Source organism: Flavobacteriales bacterium (assembly GCA_025210295.1).
Classification (GTDB): domain Bacteria; phylum Bacteroidota; class Bacteroidia; order Flavobacteriales_D; family Parvicellaceae; genus S010-51.
This window is the reverse complement of the sequence record JAOASC010000033.1, coordinates 38,168-58,082: the sequence shown is the minus strand read 5'-3', so window position 1 is coordinate 58,082 and position 19,915 is coordinate 38,168. Positions and strand designations below refer to the sequence as shown.

Genomic DNA, 19,915 nt, shown 5'->3' with positions numbered 1-19,915 from the left:
AAAATTGACTAAGTCAACAAATGTAATAAAAGTTATAGCAAATAGCTTGATTATTTTAGTCGATAAAGGGAATTATCTTAATCATCAACTCGATCAAGCTGCAAGCCACAATAAAAAATGTCTCCTTTTTAAATATCCATTGAGCCTTTTTTCTAGCTCTAAATTAGCGTTTAAAACCACAATAGCAGGAAAAGAAATTGGATTTTCAGGACCATTTAATGCTATTGCCAACTGATGCTTTCCTCTTTTTTTAGATGCTGGTTGAAATTGCTTATTTCTAAATACTATTGGTTGAGTTGCTTCGGCATCCAAACGAACAAAATAGTAATCATCGTTCAGTCTTTTATAGGTTGTTTTATGGTTAAAGACTTTTTTCTCCATCAATTTACAATACCCACACCAGCTGGTTTCTATTTTAATCATTACTTTTTTAGGATTGGCTCTCAACGAATCATTTAAATCCTCAAAAACGACCCACTGAATTTGATCTTGAGCAACAATGGAAGAAACATAGCCACTCATAACTATAAAAATGATGATTCTTATTCTTTTCATTTTTTTGTAAACTCGTATCGTAAACTTGCAAAACCTGTAATTCCTTGAAAAGAGGTATATACATAGGCTGCATCAAAAGTATAATTATTAGGATTATTTACCCCCACATTTTTATCAAAAGGATCAAATGCTCTCATTATTGAATAAGCAGGCGGAGTAAAGTTTAACAAGTTTTGAACTCCTAAAGCAACTTTCCAACCCTTATTAAAACTTTTGGTCAACTTAATGTTCTGAATACTAAAAAATGGTGATTTATCTGCTCTAAAGTCATTTTCAAAAACAGGTAAATGCATCGGTCCATATAAATTCCCAGTATAATCTATCGATAAATTTGGTTTAGCAAACTTATAGGATATGGCCCAAGTTCCTGTAATATTTTCTGTCAATAATTGCGGGGATTTTACTGTATTACCTGCATCATCAATTTCATTGGTATATACATCCATAATGGTCGCTCCAACATTAACCGTTAGTGGAATTTCAAAAAGTAAACGAGCGTTTAAGGCTATTCCTTTTGAGACAGCATTTCCTTTGAGGTTATCATAAATGATCTTATTAGGATCAGTATCATAATCGGGAATTATTTTATTTGAAAAATAAGTATAGAAAGCTGATGCATCCAATGTGATATAAGACCATTTTGTCGTGATTTTTTTCTCTAAATTAAAATTACCATTGTGTGATCTTTCTGGATTAAGATTATTGGTAAATTCTACTGTTCTAGCCCCTGTTAATGCAGCGTGATCTTCTGTAAAAACATTCACGACTCTAAATCCATTTCCATAACCTAAACGTGCTGTTAATTTAGGGGTTGGTGTATATTTAAAGTTTAACCTTGGCGTAAAGATTAATCGATGTTTTTTATGATAGTCAAACCTTACTCCACTTAATACCTTTAACTTTTCACTAGCCTCTGTTGTATTTTGAAAAAAGAAACCTGGGTAAAGATCGTTGTTAGGAGCATTAACAGGGTTAATAGAATCTGTTGATTGTGTTGCAAAAGTATTGTCGTCGTAATACTCATATCGAGTAACTAGCCCTGTAACAAATGTATTTTTTAAATTCCAATTTTTATCCCACACTAACTGTCCATAGGCAATCTGCTGTAAAGCATTATATGAAGTATTTCCATAAAAAGAGTTTTGGGTGTGATTACTATAAGATCCACTGAAAATAACATGCGCTTTTATAGGTAATTGGTATTTCCCTACAACCTCGAAACGATTGGTATAAATTGATTCTCCATAGATACTATCACCTCCTCTAAAATTTGGATTCCAATGCATTTCTCCTCCCCATCGATCTTCATAAAGGTAACGAGCAAGTATTGAAGCTTCTCGATCTTTTTTTCGGTAAAAATCAATTTTATTAAACAATGAAATCCTGTGCTTTTGTGTTAAATCTGTAAAATTATCTCCATTGTTATCTATTGGTAAAGTATAATTAAAATAATCTGCTCCAAAATTTGAAACAGTCTTTCCCAACTTATATTTAAAGCTAAAATCTGTTTGTAATTCTCTCCAACTGGAAATGTTTGTTCCCCATGAAAAATCTGGAGATTCATCTGGATTTTTGGTAATCACATTAATCAACCCTGCGACTGCTTGAGAACCATACAATGTCGAAGCTGGACCTTTTACAACCTCCATTTGTTGGATTAAACTTGTGGGGATTCCTTGTAATCCATATACAGACGATAAACCACCTACTAATGGCATCCCATCAATCGTTATCATAGTATATGGACCTTCCATTCCATTGATATGAATATCTCCAGTATTACACACAGCACAATTAATTTGAGGGCGTACACCATTAATATTTTGAGTCGCTTCAAATAATCCAGAAACTGGTATTTTTTCTATAAATTTTGAAGAATAAACCTCTATTGATATCGGACTCTCTCTTTTTGAAATAGGGGTCAATGTTCCACTAACAACAACCTCATCAAGCGCTTCGATTTCTTGTAAAGTAATGACTATTGATGTATCTTCTGTAACACTTAATCTTACAGGTTTAGTCTGATAACCAATAGCCGACACCATTAAAACAACAGTTTCAGCACTACTCTTATAGCTAAAACTTCCATGAACGTCTGCCGAAGTACCTCCTTTAGAGATACTATCAAAAATATTGGCAAAACTCACCCCTTGGTCATACTCATCTAATATTTTTCCTGTAATAGTAGCTTGACCAATACTATTGACTACAAAAAATAACGTAATTAAAGCTAATGAAACCCTCATTTTAGTCTTGTCTATTTTTAATTTTTAGACAAAGCTAAAAATTATTTTCAACAAACCATCAAAAATAATTCACAAACTAAATTGGCAATTGGTAAAATAGTTTGTTTTTCAACAAGAAGTTTGCTTTACTTTTGTTAGCAATTACAATTTGACGTTAAAAGCTCTGAAATAAAAATCACGCAATGGAACCAATAACAGCAATAATAGTGGATGATGAAAAACATGCTAGAAATGTTTTAGCCAATCTCATTCAACGGCTTCATCCAGAGGTAGACATTATCAAGACCTGTTCAAACCTCGAAGAAGGAGTAGAAAATATTAAGGCATTAAATCCACAACTTGTTTTTCTAGATGTTCAGATGCCAAACTATGCTGGTTATGAAATTGTTAACTTTTTCGAATCCATTACTTTTGACATCATTTTTGTAACAGCTTTTGATCAATATGCAGTCAAAGCATTCGAGGTTAATGCTATTGATTACTTAGTCAAACCTATTGATAGAAACCGTTTAAAAACAGCCATACAAAGAGTAGCAGCACAACAGCATTTAAAAAAACAAACTGTTGATTATGAAATACTTTTAAAATCGATAAAAGAAAAAAAAATCAACAAAATAGTCATTCCTGAACTCGGGAATAGAAGAGTTTTAAACCTTTCAGATATTATTGCTATTGAAGCTGACGGTTCATACAGTAAAGTTTATTTAAAAAAGAACAAAGAAATAACAATTAGTAAAAACTTAAAGTATTTCGAATCTGTTCTTCCTGAAGAATCTAACTTCTTTCGTACGCACAGAGCATGGATGATCAATTTAACTCACATCAAAACACTTAATAAAAGTGATCTTACCATCACATTAGAGGATGATATCAAAGCAAAGTTAGCTAGGGGTAGAATCGAAGGCTTTGAAGCTATTGTTACATAAAATTATAGCGATGAATTGTATCAATAAATATCTTTTCTTGCTCACCTCTTGTTTTGTAATCATCTACAATATGGGGTATAGCCAAAATCCCTCTTATTTTACCATTGGCGAAGAGGAGCTTGCTAATGCTGAAATTTATTCAATTTTAGAAACGAAAACCGAACAAGTTTATATAACGACAGACATTGGGTTATTTAAATATGAAAACAATAGTTTTACCTATATAAATCCACCTAAAGGACAAATTAAAACTTCTCTTTTTAATTTAAGGGAAAATAAAAAAGGTACTATTTTTTGTTCTAATTTAAACGGACAAGTTTATTTGGTTAAAGATAAACAAATGGTTCTTTATGCACAGTTACCAAAGGAGTCAATTTCTTTAAATACTTTTATGGAATTTGATAACCAAGACCACTTAATTCTTTCATCTAAAGATTGTTATAAAGTTACCTCGGATTCTATTACTTTAATTAAAAAGTCTAATGATCGTGGCAATCATCATTCAGTATTAACAAAACTTTGCAATAATGAGCTTATCTTTCAATACAGAAATAGTGACTCCATCTTTTTTATCAAAAATGGAGCGGTTTCGGAAGCAAAAAAAGTAAAGGAAAATATTCAGCTTTTTTGTTTAGAAGGGGATAAAATATTTGTGAATAAAAATACACAAGAATATGAATTTTTTAATAATAAAGCCTTATTTAACAATATAATTCCCACACTTACAGATCGGTATTTTCAAATCAATAATAAAGGGGTATGGGTTTTAGATAACAAGCAAGGAATTAAGGTTTTAGATATTTATAATGATACGATCTATGAGAAAGAACACATCTTTCAACATACTTTTATCTCAGCAATACATCAAAGCCCTAACTGCATCTACTTAGGTACTTTTGGACAAGGAATAATTGTAATTCCTAATTACAATGTTAAAGTAAATGTAAAAGATGTCTCTTCACAAAAAATAAAAAATATTGCTGTTGATCAGAAGAACAATGTTTTTTTTAGTAAATTAAAAATTGGAGTCTATCACTATAAAGACTCCGTATCTATCCTGGATCAATCTGTTAATTATAGTTTTGAAAAAGTGTTTTGTATGCCTAACAACAATGTTGGGATTAGTAGCAATTTTCATGAATTATATTATGAGAAAAAAAGAAAATCAGACGATTGCCTCACATTAAGATATGTAAAAGATGTTTGTCAACTTAACGGAAGTGCCCTACTCTTTGCAACAAGCGAAGGTTTAGTAATAAAAGGTGAATTTCAACCGAATTCCCTTTACAACTGGGAAAATTACCCCAAATGTTCTTCCAACTATTTCTTTTACAAAAAGCTCGATGATCGATGTCTTTCTTGTTGTTCAGACACATTGAATAATCATATTTACGTAGCTACAACCTCTTCTCTCTTCAAAATCGATTTGTATAAAAACATTTCCAAACAAGAAATCTTATTTCAGGAAAAAAGTCTATTCTGTAATGATATAATATATCACGATGGTATATTATGGTGTGCTACAAAAGCAAATGGAATTATAGGTTATAAAGACCATATCCCTGTTCTACAATACAGCACAAAAAATGGTTTGATTAGCAATAACATTTCAAAAATAATTATAAAAAACAACCTCCTCTTCTTAACAGATGGGACCTATATCCAAACAATTGATTTACCTACTAAAACGATTAAAACTTTTGGTATTGCAGAAGGAATTATAGGGATTATTAATGATTTTGAGTTAAGCGATGATAAACTTTGGATCTTAACAGATAAAACAAGGATACTATCTACTCCTATCGAAAGTCTTGAAGAATCAGAAAATAATCTTCGTATTTTTATTGACTCTATCACCCTTTACGAAACAAAAATAAACCAATTCAAAACTCAATTTTTTGATTATCAACAGAATCATTTTGCTTTTTATACCTCAATAAAAAATATTAAATATAATCGTAGAGCGCTAACTAAGTATAGAATTAAAGGCTTTGAAGAAAAGTGGAATACACTTTATACGCAATATCAAAAAATTGAATATAAGTCTTTACCTCCTGGAAAATATACGTTCGAAGTCTTCGCTCAATATGGAGACAAAAAAAGTGCTCTATCTACCTACTCTTTCACCATTTCTCCACCTTACTGGCAAAAATGGTGGTTTTATATAACGCTTATCTTATTCATTTTCATCACTTCCTTTTTCATTTTTAGAATTAGAATTAAAAACATTAGAAAAAAAAATAATGAGTTAATTGAGAAACAAACCTTAAAAACCAATTTATTAGATTCGGAATTAAAGGCACTTAGGTCTCAAATGAATCCTCACTTTATCTTTAATGCTCTAAACTCTATACAAGATTTAATTTTAAGGGAAGAAACAGACGCATCATATGATTACATTGTTTTATTTTCCGAATTAGTAAGAAATACGCTCAATTATTCTAATAAAGACTTTATTCCTATAACTTCTGAATTAAAATTCATTGATATTTATCTTCAACTAGAGAAGCTAAGGTTTGAAGATAGCTTTAGCTATACCATTACTTATAATGGAGAAAAAAGCATCCTAGTCCCTTCTCTAATTGTACAACCTTTTATAGAAAATGCGCTAAAACATGGACTATTACATAAATCTGGTGATAAAAAGTTATCCATTCATTTCGAATTAACCCATCAATTAGTATGTACTATTATTGATAATGGAATTGGAAGAAAAGCTGCTCAAAAAATTCAAGAAAGACAAGGTAATAAACATGAATCCTTTGCACTAGAAGCCATTAAAAAAAGGTTAAATATTTTAAGCCGTTCGTATGGTAAAGAAATAGGGTTTGAGGTCTTTGATTTAGAAAATCCAACAGGAACTAAAATCAAATTATTTATTCCTTTCAAAAACAAATATTAGCTCTATAATTTACAACTCATAAACTCAAAATGTCATTCACAAATGCATTTGTAATCTTGTAATTATTATACTTTATCATTGCTAACGTTATAAATTTTAGCCCATGTTAGCAAAAAGAATTCTTACAGCATTGTTGTTTATTCAATTATTTTTTATTGCTATAAATGCACAAACATCCAACTCAATAACTGTTGAAAATGCCCTTGATGAAATTGACGTTATTCACCAACATCTAAAAACCACACACTTTAATCCTTTTTTGCATATAAAAGAAACTGATTATCTTCAGAAAATAGCCCACATCAAACAGAAAATAGAAACCCATGGAAAAGAGATAGACTTGGGAAATTTTGTAATCTATGCCATGCAGGCTGTAGCCCCACTAAATGATGCCCATACCTCTATAGAATGGTGGAATATCATTAATGAAACACAAAATACTTCCCCGCAGTTTTTAGGTGAACTTTTTACTATTGATCAATCCTACCAACTTCATACAGAAAAGGATCAAATTGTTACAAAAATTAATGGATACGATGCTTCTACTTTAGTTAAAGAAGCAATGGAATGTTATGGAGGAAATTATACGTTTAAAAAACGCTTTCTGGAAAAAACATTTTTTTCTGCTTTTCTCTATTTAAAAGGGATAAAAGCTCCATATACTATTTCCTATAACAATGGAACTCAAGAAACAAGTCAGCAAAACACAACCCTTTCAACACTCTTTTCGAGGTTTGCTCAACAAACCAACAATTATACTTTTGATATTTTGAAAAACAACACAGGAATTATTTATTATAACAGCTGTGAAGATTTACAACAATTTAAGGTTTTCTTAAAAGAGACCTTTGCTACAATAAGGCAAAAAAACATTGATCGACTAATCATTGACATCAGAAATAATACAGGTGGAAATTCCTCTCTAAATGATCTCCTAATTAATTATGTACACCGAGGAAAATATAGACAATCTAGCACAAGACATTGGAAAATAAGCCCACAATTAAAAGCGGTTTTACAGACTAAACCATACATGGAAACTTTTGGAAAACGATCGGTTAATTTGATTTGTAAACAAGCCGATGGATCTATTCTCAAAGAGGATATTTACCCACCAAAAAAGACTAAAAAACCTAAAAATTACTTTAAAGGAAAAAGTTGTTTGCTCATTGGTCCTAGCACCTTTTCAAGTGCCAATTTTTTAGCAGACGCTGTATCTACCTATCACATTATGCCAATTATTGGTTTGCCAACAGGAGAAGAAACAAATGATTTTGGCGAGTCCATTCCTATTCATCTACCAACATCAAACTTATACTTAATGATCAGTGTTGCATACGATATCGGCGCAGACGGTGATCCGGAGACAATAGATGTTGTTCATCCCGATTATAGCGTTGAATTCAATGCTATTGACTATGCAATTCAATTTTTAAAACAGCAATAAAGATAAAAATATGAAAAATACAATGATTTCTTTTTTGGCTCTTTTCTTTTATTATTCGAGCCTTAGTGTTAACGCGCAGCAATGGTTAGATTTAGCTGGTCCTTTTTCTAATGGACAAGCGCTTTCTCCAAGTATGGAAATACACAATGGAGTTCCGTACGTCGCTTACGCAGAACAAAATACATCAGGGACTATATTTAGAGCTACCGTAAGAAAATATAATGGTACAAATTGGGAAATTTTAGGAAATCCTGGTTTCTCGGCTGCACGTGTTAGCGATGTAGACATGACTATTTCTAATGCTGGAGATATTTATGTTGCTTATAGAGATTGGAGCAACAATAAGATAACTGTTATGAGATACGATGCTTTTAACAACGTTTGGAACTCAGTAGGTTCAGCAGGGTTTTCTGGTGGTGCATTAGGAGAGCATCCTGATATTAAATTAGACAATAACGGTTTCCCTTATGTTGCTTTTAGATATAAAGGTTCTAGTTCTAGTGCCCCTTATCAATTAAAAGTTATGAAGTTTGATGGTGTAGCTTGGCAAAATGTAGGTTCTGGAGTAATTTCGGGCGTAAGAGGTGCTACAGGCGTTAGCTTGGCAATGGATAATAATACACCTTATGTAACTTGTTTAAATGCTTATATTTCTGATGCTACAACCGTTTTTACATTTAATGGCACAAGCTGGGTAAACGTTGGTGCAGCAGCAGCATCAGTTGCTAATGCAGATCATCAGAGTATTGCTGTACATAATGGTACGCCTTACGTTGCCTATAGAGATTGGGGAAATGGGAAAAAAACTACTGTTAGACAATTTAATGGAACCAGTTGGGTAGATGTTGGAACAGCAGGTTTTTCATCTCATAAAGCAGAATATCAGTCCATTACAATCGATAATACAGGTACTCTTTATGTAGCTTATAGCAATAACTCTGATTATGGATCAGGAGGACAAAGTACCGTTATGAAATTTGATGGGACAAGTTGGGTAACTGTCGGCACTCCAAATTTCTCAACCGCTAACTCGGCTTTTCAAAATATCGTTGTAGACGATGGTGTTCCCTATGTTAATTATATGGAGGGAAATAGTTTAAGAGCTAATGTAAAAGCCTATGTATGTGAAGTCTCTGTTCCAGATGCGATCTTAAAACAAACTTTACTCAATGATAACACTATAAATACCAACAACAATTTCTTCTTAGAGTGTTCTGAAGCTAGTGCGTATACTGGTGCATTAAACTTGGGTAGTTTAAACATTAGTGATGCAACAGGTCTTGAAGCTTTCATCAATGCTACAGCCTTACAAATCCAAGGCAATCAACTTACTAGTTTAGATTTAAGTGCCAATAACAATTTAGAAACCATCAGTTGTAATGTCAACAACATCTCTAATTTAATTATTGGAACGAATACTGCTTTAGAAAGTTTATACGCTGGTAGCAATAACTACACAACATTAGATCTTTCAGGTGCAACCAACCTTAATACGCTAGATTTAGGAGATATGCCTACGCTTACTGGTATAGATTTAACAGCTAATGTTGCTTTACAAGATTTTTATTGCTCTGGTAGTACTTCTATTGGGGGTACAGGATTAATTAAAACCATAGATTTTTCTCAAAATTCACAACTTACAGCTATTACTGTTCAAAACTGTAACTTGAACAGCTTAGATGTATCAACTAATTCAAATTTAGTCAGCTTAAATTGTAATAATAATAATTTAGAGTACCTGAATGTTGCTAATGGAAATAATGCCAACATGGGGAGCATTACTAGCTTAGCTTTAGATGCCTTAAACAACAGCAATTTAACTTGCGTTCAAATCGATAATGGATTTACACCAACAACAACTTATTGGCAAATAGATGCTGGAGCAAGCTATAGCAATTCTTGTACACCACTTTGCTATGTAAATATTCCTGATGCTAATTTTAAAGCCTATTTAGTTGGAAACTCATCGATAAACACCAATGGAAATACTGAAATAGATTGTAGTGAAGCAAGTGCTTTTACAGGAACCATCGATTGCTCTAATCTAAATATTACAGATCTTACAGGAATTGAAGCTTTTGTCAATATAACAGCTCTTTTTTGTCAAAATAATACGCTCAACAGTTTAGATATTAGTCAAAATACTGCTTTAGAAACATTGAACTGTTTTAATACTAATTTAAATAGTCTAAATATTACTCAAAACATTGCTTTAATTGATGTTTATTGTCATGATAATTCGCTTTCTAATTTAGACCTTACTCAAAATACAGATATAGAAGTCTTATGGTGTGGAGGGAATACTATTACTAGTTTAGATGTTTCTCAAAATATAGCATTAACAACACTTCGATGTCAAGATAATTTGTTATCTGCATTAGATGTTAGTCAAAATTCAAATTTAGATATACTATGGTGTAGTGATAATAATATCACGGTAATGGATATTAGCCAAAATCCTGTGTTAACTTGGCTATTTTGTAGTAGTAATTCATTAACCTCTTTAAATGTAGCCAACGGAAATAATGGTAGTATAAGTGATATGTATGCACAGTATAACCCTTCATTAACTTGTATACAACATGATGCGGGATTTGATCCAACTACAAATAGTTACTGGCTAAAAGACCTAGCCGCCAATTGGAGTGATAACTGTAACCCTTCCGTAATGGTAACATCTATTACTGTACAAGGACAAGGGGGCGCAACAGCAATAAACGTCAATGGAGGAACTTTACAAATGATTGCCAATGTACTACCTATAAATGCTACTGACGGAACTTATACTTGGAGCGTAACGAATGGTACTGGTAATGCAACTATTGATGCCAATGGATTATTAACAGCTATAGGAAACGGCACAGTAGATGTAATAGCAACTGCTAACGATGGTTCTGGCGTTACAGGAAGTGCTACCATTACAATAACCAACCAAGGTGTAGGTATCAAAGAAAGTACTTTATCTGCTGTTACCGTTTATCCTAATCCAGTCGTAGACCTATTGTTTATTGATAGCCAACAACTACCGATAACACGCTTACAACTTATGGACTTATCGGGTAAGATAATTCAGTCTATTCAACACCAAAACATTAAAAACATCGAGGTATCGACTTTAAAACAAGGAGTATACTTTCTAAAAGTAGAAACAGAACAAGGCATTTCTACCATTCAATTCATTAAACAATAAATTAACTCTCTATGAAAAAAATAATAACATCACTGTTCACTATCATGACAATAGGAGCAGTAATAAATGCACAAAATGTAAACATTTCAGATGCTAATTTTAAGGCATACTTGGTTGGAAACTCAGCCATCAACACCAATGGTGATACAGAAATTCAAGTAAGTGAAGCCAATGCTTATACTGGTGCAATTACGGTTCCTTTTCAAGGTATATCTAACCTTACTGGAATAGAAGCATTTACTTCTATAGTAGAATTGTATTGCAATGGCAATCAATTAACCAGTCTTGATGTTTCTTCAAATACTGCATTAACGATTCTTAGCTGTAGAAACAACCAACTAACCAGTCTAGATGTCTCATCAAATACTGTATTAACACAACTTTTTACTAACGATAATCAATTGAGCTCTTTAAATGTTGCTAATGGTAATAATAGTAATATGAGTTTTATGAGAGGACAAGATAACGCTAACCTTACTTGTATACAACACGATAACGGTTTTGATCCTACTACCAATACCAATTGGGTAAAAGATGCAACAGCCAATTGGAGTGATAACTGTGCTAATCTTTGTACAGTACACGTCCCAGATGTTAATTTTAAAAACTATTTAGTCAATAACTCTTCAATTAATACTAATGGGAATACTGAAATAGAATGTACAGAAGCTACTGCTTTTACAGGAGTTATCAACTGTGCAATGAATAATATTTCTGATTTTACTGGTATCGAAGCATTTGTGAATATTACCACTTTAAGTTGTGCAGGAAATCAATTAACTTCTATTGATTTGAGTCAAAATACAGCATTGCAAATTTTAAATTGCAATTATAATCAATTGACAAAATTAGATTTAAGTAATAATACAGCTTTAACTGTATTAGGCTGCATTAGCAACGCTATTGATACCCTTGATTTATCCAACTTAACGAGTTTTGTTTCTTTACAGTGTAGTAGTAACGATCTCCACTATTTAAATATAGCTAATGGAAATAACAGTAATCAGACTGGAAATAACTTTAATGCAAGTTCTAACCCTAATTTAACTTGTATTCAAGTAGATGATGTAAATTATTCAACAAACAACTGGACAAACATAGACGCTTCAGCTAGTTTTAGTTTAAACTGTAATGCCGTTTTGGTAACATCAATTGCTGTACAAGGGCAAAATGGAGCTACAACAATCACTACTGCTGGAGGAACATTACAAATGGAAGCTAGCGTATTGCCAACAAACGCTACTGACGGGACCTATACTTGGAGCGTAATGAATGGTACTGGTAGTGCAAACATTGATGCCAATGGATTATTAACCGCTGTGGGGAATGGAACAGTAGATGTAATTGCAACTGCTAACGATGGTTCAGGTATTACTGGAAGCACTACCATTACAATAACCAACCAAGGTGTAGCAATCAAAGAAAGTGCTTTATCAACGCTTACTATTTATCCAAATCCTGTTCAAAATGAGCTATTTATTGATACAGATCAAACTTCAATAAAAGCGTTAAATATTGTGGATTTATCAGGTAAATTAATTAAAACTACGCAACAGCAATCAATTAAAAGTATAGCTGTTTCAGACTTAAAACAAGGAACCTATATTCTTCAGGTAATTTCTGATGAAAACGTGACTAATATTCGTTTTATAAAAAGTTAACCAAACCATGTGGTATCAACAATATAAAAATAATGGCTTTCTTCTCATCGCCATAATGCTCTTATCCTATAACCTATTCGGTCAAGCAATTATGGGAGGATCAGTTATAGGAAAAGAGATAAAAAGTGTGACCATAAAAACGAATCAAAAGAAAAAAGAATCGGGAGAGTTATTCGTCATTCTTATTGAAACAGTGTTGGAAGATGGAACACAAATAGCATCAACAACTTTAGAAAAAAACGGACAAACGTTTAATTCTGGTTATAACATTGTTATTGAAGGAGCAAAAGAAGTAGAACATGGCGCACATAAATTTGAATCTATTGAAAATTTGATAGATGGACAAACAATTATAAAAGTGAAGCGACCAGAGGATTCAGACTGGCTGGCTATTCATAAGATTGATGTCGTGGGAACCATTACCAATAGTTTTTCGAAGAGTAGTCAAAACGATTATACTATCCATAATTATTGGTCAAACGGTCCTGTTGAAAAAGCTGAAGCTGATCCTAAAAAAGTTTATACTTTCAGAAAGCTAGATACCATTCAATATCATGCAGGTGCTTTTAAAAATATGGCGATTCTAAAGTCTGATGATTATTTTTTAAGGGCTACTAATTATACAACAGATGATATCGATAAAGAAACTGGAACTGTAAAAAATTATGGATTTAAAGTTCATGTACATGCTGCTGATTCTAAGGTTTTACAAAGCTCTACAAAGGAAACTGCTTTTGAGGCAAAATATGCTGCAAAACCTACTTATGCTAATGCCTTAACAGGTTATGCTACGCAACATAGTGGAGCTAGTATTAATTCATTAAGAAAAACACCAACTGGTTATGTTTTATGTGGTATTGATATGATTATCATTTATGATCATGAGATGAATGAAATAGGACATATTCAAAATGAGAATAAAACAAGAGATAAATTTTTCTTAGATGTCAAAGAAGTTTCCAATTCAAGGCTTTATCTTTATACTTTTATCTCCTTAGTTGACCCCAACTATTCTGCTTCAGGAGCAGGAATTTACATTCAGCTTTATCATCCTGAAACGAATGGGTTCTCTGAGCCTAGGCTAATCGAAAAACTCGTCGATCCTTATGATGGTACAGGGTATGTTAATAAATTAGTTTCTCATCCAGATAGAGTCCATTTATTTATTGTTGATGAAGAGAAAGGGGATTTCATTTTGGCTTATAATAGTGTAGAATCCAATAAACACATAGGAAGCAACATTGTAAAAGGAAATGTTGAGATGTGTACAGACCACAATAAAACAATCATCTGGAAAAAAGAATATGGAGATTTGATATACAATGCTCATCAAACAAAGGACAATAAACTTAAAGTAATTATGGGAACTCCTCGTTTTTTATTTGGTTCGGATGGTAGAGCGACATTATTTGAATTAGATCCAACACCAAATTCTTACGAAGAAGTATTCTCAACAATAAAAACACTTAATGAAAATCGACATTTTGGCAGTATTCACGATGCTAAGGTATATCCTCAAGAAAATGGTGAATACCTTATTTTTGGGAAGACACTTGAAGATGCTGAAATTCGATTAACCAATGCTATTTATCATTACGACAATAACTTTCAACTTCAAGGAGTCTATCATTTTGGGTTACCAATGGTTCACGAAATTTATGACTATGGGTATGAAATCAATGAAAGAGGTAGCGTATTCCGACATCAATATGAAGGACAAGAAACAGGGGATAATGGCTTAGATTTTAATTATACCCACAACAGAAGTGCTGGAAGATATTGGAACAATACTTACGATAGTTGGGTAGTTAGACATGGTGTAAGTACTTCTGATGCTCCAGGAGTTCATTTTAAAACAATTGATGAAGAAGAACTATGGAATACTTCATATTACTTCTTTGATAATCATACCGCTTTTGATTTTATATTAGATGGTGAACAACTCTACATCATGACTCCTTTTGCAATCATGAAAGCAAACATCAAAAATATCACAAAGGCAATTCCTCATGAAAACCTAAAATAGTTTTTATAAACTAATATTTTCCTATAAAAGCAGCTAATTAGCTGCTTTTTTTTCGAATAAAAAAGCTGTAGGCAATAACATCAATAAAGCATAAACACTATCTTCGACAGGAATACTAATCATTCTAATTCCTAGGTTTTCAGCATCATTATACCAAACTACTGGTGTTTCAAAAAACATTCCTGTCAATGCTCCATTGACTAAAAAGAAAGGAATTAACACAACAATAAATGAGAGATAAAAGACTGTTAACCATTTAGGGTTTTTCCAAAAGGTATACAACAATAATAAAATCGTTAGTGTAAATGTTACTGTAGTATATAGCTTTCCAAAATTAAAAATTAAGACCATCGTTAATAAAGCAATTAAACCTATCGTAATTTTTCTATTTAACTCTGGGTAACTGATTTTAAAAAAAATTTTAAAACAGTGATAGATAAAAATAGAGGCATAAGGAATACAAATAAAGAACAAAACTTCTTCTAACGGCAGATTAAAGATAGATACTCCTATTAAATACTCCTTATTAAACCCCCATACTCCTATTGAAGTGAAATAAATATCCCACACAATAAAAATAAAAGCAACGAATAAAAGCGCTGGAAAAAAGCGTTTCCACTCTTTATAGAACAATAATTTAGGATGAAAAGAAAACAAAAATGGAACAGATAAACTCCCCAAATTCAACAATAAATATGTATACTCCATTTATTTTCTAGCTTGTTTAAAATATTTAAAAGGTACTTGGAGCATCCCAAAGCATTCTCCCTCTTCTTTACCAAGATGTTTATGATGTATTTTATGGCCTCTTCTTAGTCCCAAAAGATAGGTAGATTTTGTATTTCTTAACCATTTAAAACGTTGGTGAATAAAAATATCGTGGACGAAAAAATAGGCCATTCCGTACAATAAAATCCCTAAGCCTATCCAAAAATAAACTTGAGAAAAGTCTTTGACACCAATATAAAATAAATACATACTTGGTATTGCAAAAATAAGAAAGAAAGCATCATTTCGCTCAAAAACAGAATTATGATCTTTCTTGTGGTGGTCTTTGTGTAAGACCCATAAAAAACCATGCATTATGTATTTGTGTGTAAACCATGCTACAAATTCCATTATTGAAAATGTAAGAATCGTTATAAAAATATTTAAGACCATAGTTGTTGATATTCTTGTTGGTTTAGTAATTCATTTTCTTTAAAGAATAATAAAATTCTTGCTTTTAAATCTTTATCTGTGATTTCTTTGAAATGTTGGATAATAAAGGCTTTATCTGTTTCTTTTGCTTCATTATATCCTAAAAATGAGGGTAATTTTGTTTGTATGGCCAACCGCAAAAAATGGGTTTCAATGTCATCAGGATACAATTTTACAGCGGCTTCCATTTTTTTTCTACCTTTTTTAAAATGACTCAGTTTAGTATACGGATTAATAGCGTATTTAGCTTTCATAAATAACAACATCGAACGATAAGAATCAAAAGCATCTCTCTCTTCTGCTTCGCTCATATATACATTAACTTTTTGAATATATGATTCTTTTAATGTTGCCTTATAAAACAAACTTCTTAACTCTTTCATTGTTGAATCTTGAGCAAAACTATTGAGCATATTCAATACTGCTAAAATGAAAATAAATCGTTGCATTACTTATAACAAGTTAAATTTGTAAACAAGATACGATTTTGCTATTAAACTCATCTTTTTAGGATTAGAAACTCGTATTCTTGTGTTCAAGATTTCATCTGAAGAAACTTTCCCTATTTTGTGTAATAATTTTCGATAATAGATATAAGCAGTATATACTCCCAATCTTGCTTCAACAGGTAATTTAATGATCCCTTTATAAGCCTTAGCAAAATCTTTTTCTATTTCCTCTACTATAGTAGCTTTATCAGATGGCGTTAATTCAGAAATATTGACATTTGGAAAGTAAGAACGATTTAAGGCTTCATAATCATCTTTAATATCTCTCAGGAAATTCACTTTTTGAAAAGCAGTTCCTAAGCTCATTGCAGCATCTTTTAATTCATTAAAAAGCTTATCATTCCCCCCTACAAAAACCTTTAAGCACATCAACCCTACAACATCTGCAGAACCGTAGATATATTCTTCATATTCTTGTTGTGTTGTATAGTTACTTTTCGTTAAATCTAAACGCATGCTTTTTAAAAAAGCACTGACCAAATCATCAGTAATGTTATATTTTTTTACTGTTTTAATAAAAGCGTTTACGATTGGGTTTAAACTAATCCCTTCTTTTAAGGATAAATAATATTCTTCTTCAAACCTGTTTAATAAAACTTCCTTATTATAGTTTTGAAAAGAATCAACTATTTCGTCTGCATAACGAACAAAGCCGTAAATATTATAAATATCGGCTCGAATAGAAGGAGCTAATAATTTAACAGCAATAGAAAATGAAGTACTGTAAGTCCTTGTAATTAATTTACTACAAGCAAAAGAAGAATCGTGAAATAATTGTTCCATGGCTTTATGATTTTATGTGTTTTTGTATTTGTTCTGCTACGACTTTACCAGAGATTAGCGAAGGTGGTACTCCTGGCCCTGGTACGGTAAGTTGTCCGGTAAAAAACAAGTTCTTTACTTTTTTACTTTTTAATTTAGGTCTTAAAAAAGCTGTTTGCAATAGCGTATTCGCTAATCCATAAGCATTCCCTTTATAAGAATTATAATCTTTAATAAAATCATTGATACAAAATGATTCCTTAAATAAAACATTATCTTCCAACTGCTGACCTGTAAGCTCTTCTAACCGCTGAATAATAATTTTAAAATACTTTTCTCTTAATTCTGGAGTATCTTCTATCCCTGGAGCTATCGGAATTAAAAATGTAGCTGCTTCTTTGCCTTTAGGGGCTACAAAATCATCTGATTTACTTGCAAAACTAGCATAAAACATTGGGTCAGATGGCCAACTAGGTTCATCATAAATTGTTTGAGCATGTTGTTCAAAATCCGTATCAAAAAATAAGGTATGGTGTTCTACATTTTCTACTTTTTTATCAAAACCTACATAAAAAAGAAGAGACGAAGGAGCAAAAATTTTCTTTTCCCAACTCTTTGAACTATAACTTCTACTGTTGATATCGAGCAGTGATTCTGTATGCGCATAATCTGCTCCACTTAGTAAAGTTTCTACAGGTCGTCTTTCTCCATTCACAATAATGTTTACAGCTGTACCATAAACTGTTTCTATTTTCTCTACATTTTGATTAGTTAAAATCTTAACACCTAAACTCTCTGCCAATTCAACCATTGCCTCGATAACGACATACATTCCTTTTTTAGGATGCCAGGTCCCTAAACCAAAATCTGCAAAATTCATAAAGTTGTAAAAAGCTGGAGTATTTGTTGGCTTTGCCCCCAAAAAGAGCACTGGAAACTCCATAATTTGCTGCAATTTTTTATTTTTAAATTGACGCCTTATTTGCTGACTAATGCTTTTTAAAAAAAGAGGAAGTCTTGTAATGGTATCTTTTGTAACTAACTCTAAGGGAGAAACTCCAGGCTTATACACCAATTTATTAATCGCAATTTTATAATTAGATGCTGCTTTTTCAAGAAATTGATTTAACACCTTACCACTACCTGCTTCTTCTCGTTCAAATACTTTTTTTATGGCTTCAGGGTGATCAGGAATATCTATAAAATCATTCTTTCCAAAATAAACTCTGTAGGCGGGGTTTAATTTTTCTAATTCATAATAATCGGATGGAGATTTTCCAAAATCTGCAAAAAATTGTTCAAAAACATCTGGCATCCAATACCAAGTAGGACCTATATCAAAAGTAAATCCATCTTTACTTAATCTTCTAGCTCTTCCTCCTATTTGATCATTCTTTTCAAGCAAGGTTACTTTGTATCCAGCCTTTGCCAAATAACAAGATGCTGCTAAAGAAGAGAATCCTCCGCCTATTATGGTAATCGATTTTTTCATTGATTCGTTTTTATAATGTAACTAGTAAATCAGATAGCCCTTTATAGACCTCAACATTTGGAAATTTTTCTGATGTAATTTCTTTTAGTTCTATATGTGGACTTACTATGCTTAATTTATTTTTGGGATCCAACGCTTTCCCCAATTTGATTAAATAATCTTCGTAATTAATATCTTCAATATTTATAGTGAAGTAAGAAATATAATGCACCTTATCATAAATTTCGGTTAGGACTTCTAAATCTTCAGCTGGAACACTTTGTCCTAGATAAATCGTTTTTTCTTCTCTCAACAATAGTTCATAATTAACATACAACAATCCTAATTCGTGGATTTCATTTGTAGGTAAAAATAAAGCGTAAATTGTAGAGCCTTTAGGTTCTTTTACCGCTTTTAGATTATCAATGTTTAAACAAATCTTTTGTCGAATTAAATTTGAAATAAAATGTTCATGAACAACCTTTGCTGTCCCTTGTTGCCATAATAATCCAACGATTTCTAATAGCGGTATAAAAACAGAATGAAAAATGTCTACAAAAGAACTGACCTCTATTAACTCATAATAAGTCTGATTAAACAAATGATGATCGAAAGTAAACATGGATAATTTCATGTTCTCAATCCCTTTGGTCTTAAAGCCCAAACTTTCTATATTTTTTTGAACCTCATAATCAAACTCTTCAGGAGACAATTTTGCAATCTTAGAAATCTTATACCCATTATTGTATAATAAAGTAATGTTTAATAGCTTCTTTAAGTCATCTTCTCCATAAGTTCTATAGTTTGAATCTAGCCTATCAGGTGAAAAAAGAGTGTAACGCTTTTCCCAAATTCTTATGGTATGCGCTTTAATCCCTGAAATATTTTCAAAGTCCTTAATAGAAAAATTTGTCTTTATACTTTTCATTTTAAAATAAATAGTCTAGTTTTGTTTAATCTTTATCGAAATTAATTAAACAAAAATAAAAAAACAAATTTTGTTTAATAATTTGTCTAAAA

Annotated in this window: 14 protein-coding genes; 6 read left to right on the top strand and 8 right to left on the bottom strand. The window is 31.8% G+C overall.

Going from position 1 to position 19,915, the window contains the following annotated elements; translation table 11 throughout:
- Nucleotides 1–93: 93 nt before the first annotated feature.
- Both N4A35_10415 and N4A35_10410 read right to left on the bottom strand, forming a co-directional pair.
- Entirely contained in the window at nucleotides 94–555 is a 462-nt protein-coding gene (locus N4A35_10415) for a thioredoxin family protein (protein MCT4581820.1), read from the bottom strand.
- The gene (locus N4A35_10410; GenBank protein MCT4581819.1) at nucleotides 552–2,801 is read right to left on the bottom strand and encodes a TonB-dependent receptor; all 2,250 of its coding nucleotides are present in this window, start codon (nucleotides 2,799–2,801) and stop codon (nucleotides 552–554) included. Before N4A35_10410 ends, N4A35_10415 begins: the two co-directional genes overlap by 4 nt.
- A gap of 182 nt (nucleotides 2,802–2,983) precedes the next feature.
- Between N4A35_10410 and N4A35_10405 the strand changes: the two genes are divergently transcribed.
- The 6 genes from N4A35_10405 to N4A35_10380 all read left to right on the top strand — a co-directional run bounded on the left by N4A35_10405 (nucleotide 2,984) and on the right by N4A35_10380 (nucleotide 14,953).
- Entirely contained in the window at nucleotides 2,984–3,727 is a 744-nt protein-coding gene (locus tag N4A35_10405; protein MCT4581818.1) for a response regulator, read from the top strand.
- Between the two features lie 10 nt (nucleotides 3,728–3,737).
- Nucleotides 3,738–6,629 (top strand): histidine kinase, encoded by a 2,892-nt coding sequence (locus N4A35_10400; GenBank protein ID MCT4581817.1) that lies wholly within the window; start codon nucleotides 3,738–3,740, stop codon nucleotides 6,627–6,629.
- Nucleotides 6,630–6,732: 103 nt separating this feature from the next.
- A complete protein-coding gene (locus tag N4A35_10395; protein MCT4581816.1) occupies nucleotides 6,733–8,076 on the top strand; it encodes a S41 family peptidase in 1,344 nt (447 codons plus the stop codon).
- A gap of 10 nt (nucleotides 8,077–8,086) precedes the next feature.
- The gene (locus tag N4A35_10390; protein MCT4581815.1) at nucleotides 8,087–11,266 is read left to right on the top strand and encodes a T9SS type A sorting domain-containing protein; all 3,180 of its coding nucleotides are present in this window, start codon (nucleotides 8,087–8,089) and stop codon (nucleotides 11,264–11,266) included.
- An 11-nt stretch (nucleotides 11,267–11,277) separates the two neighbouring features.
- On the top strand, nucleotides 11,278–12,927 hold the full coding sequence (locus tag N4A35_10385; protein MCT4581814.1) for a T9SS type A sorting domain-containing protein: 1,650 nt from the start codon (nucleotides 11,278–11,280) through the stop codon (nucleotides 12,925–12,927).
- Between the two features lie 7 nt (nucleotides 12,928–12,934).
- Nucleotides 12,935–14,953: a hypothetical protein gene (locus N4A35_10380; protein MCT4581813.1), complete on the top strand. Its 2,019-nt coding sequence runs from the start codon at nucleotides 12,935–12,937 to the stop codon at nucleotides 14,951–14,953.
- 33 nt (nucleotides 14,954–14,986) lie between these two features.
- Here N4A35_10380 and N4A35_10375 read toward each other — a convergent pair whose 3' ends face one another.
- The 6 genes from N4A35_10375 to N4A35_10350 are packed head-to-tail and all read right to left on the bottom strand — an operon-like array spanning nucleotide 14,987 to nucleotide 19,823.
- Entirely contained in the window at nucleotides 14,987–15,661 is a 675-nt protein-coding gene (locus N4A35_10375) for a lycopene cyclase domain-containing protein (GenBank protein MCT4581812.1), read from the bottom strand.
- Nucleotides 15,662–16,114, bottom strand: coding sequence for a sterol desaturase family protein (locus N4A35_10370; GenBank protein ID MCT4581811.1), 453 nt, complete (start codon nucleotides 16,112–16,114; stop codon nucleotides 15,662–15,664). It abuts the gene before it with no gap.
- Nucleotides 16,105–16,602: a hypothetical protein gene (locus N4A35_10365; GenBank protein MCT4581810.1), complete on the bottom strand. Its 498-nt coding sequence runs from the start codon at nucleotides 16,600–16,602 to the stop codon at nucleotides 16,105–16,107. Before N4A35_10365 ends, N4A35_10370 begins: the two co-directional genes overlap by 10 nt.
- 3 nt (nucleotides 16,603–16,605) lie before the next feature.
- A complete protein-coding gene (locus N4A35_10360) occupies nucleotides 16,606–17,445 on the bottom strand; it encodes a phytoene/squalene synthase family protein (GenBank protein ID MCT4581809.1) in 840 nt (279 codons plus the stop codon).
- Nucleotides 17,446–17,449: 4 nt separating this feature from the next.
- On the bottom strand, nucleotides 17,450–18,916 hold the full coding sequence (gene crtI, locus N4A35_10355) for a phytoene desaturase family protein (GenBank protein ID MCT4581808.1): 1,467 nt from the start codon (nucleotides 18,914–18,916) through the stop codon (nucleotides 17,450–17,452).
- 10 nt (nucleotides 18,917–18,926) lie between these two features.
- The gene (locus N4A35_10350) at nucleotides 18,927–19,823 is read right to left on the bottom strand and encodes a MerR family transcriptional regulator (GenBank protein MCT4581807.1); all 897 of its coding nucleotides are present in this window, start codon (nucleotides 19,821–19,823) and stop codon (nucleotides 18,927–18,929) included.
- Nucleotides 19,824–19,915 lie beyond the last annotated feature (92 nt).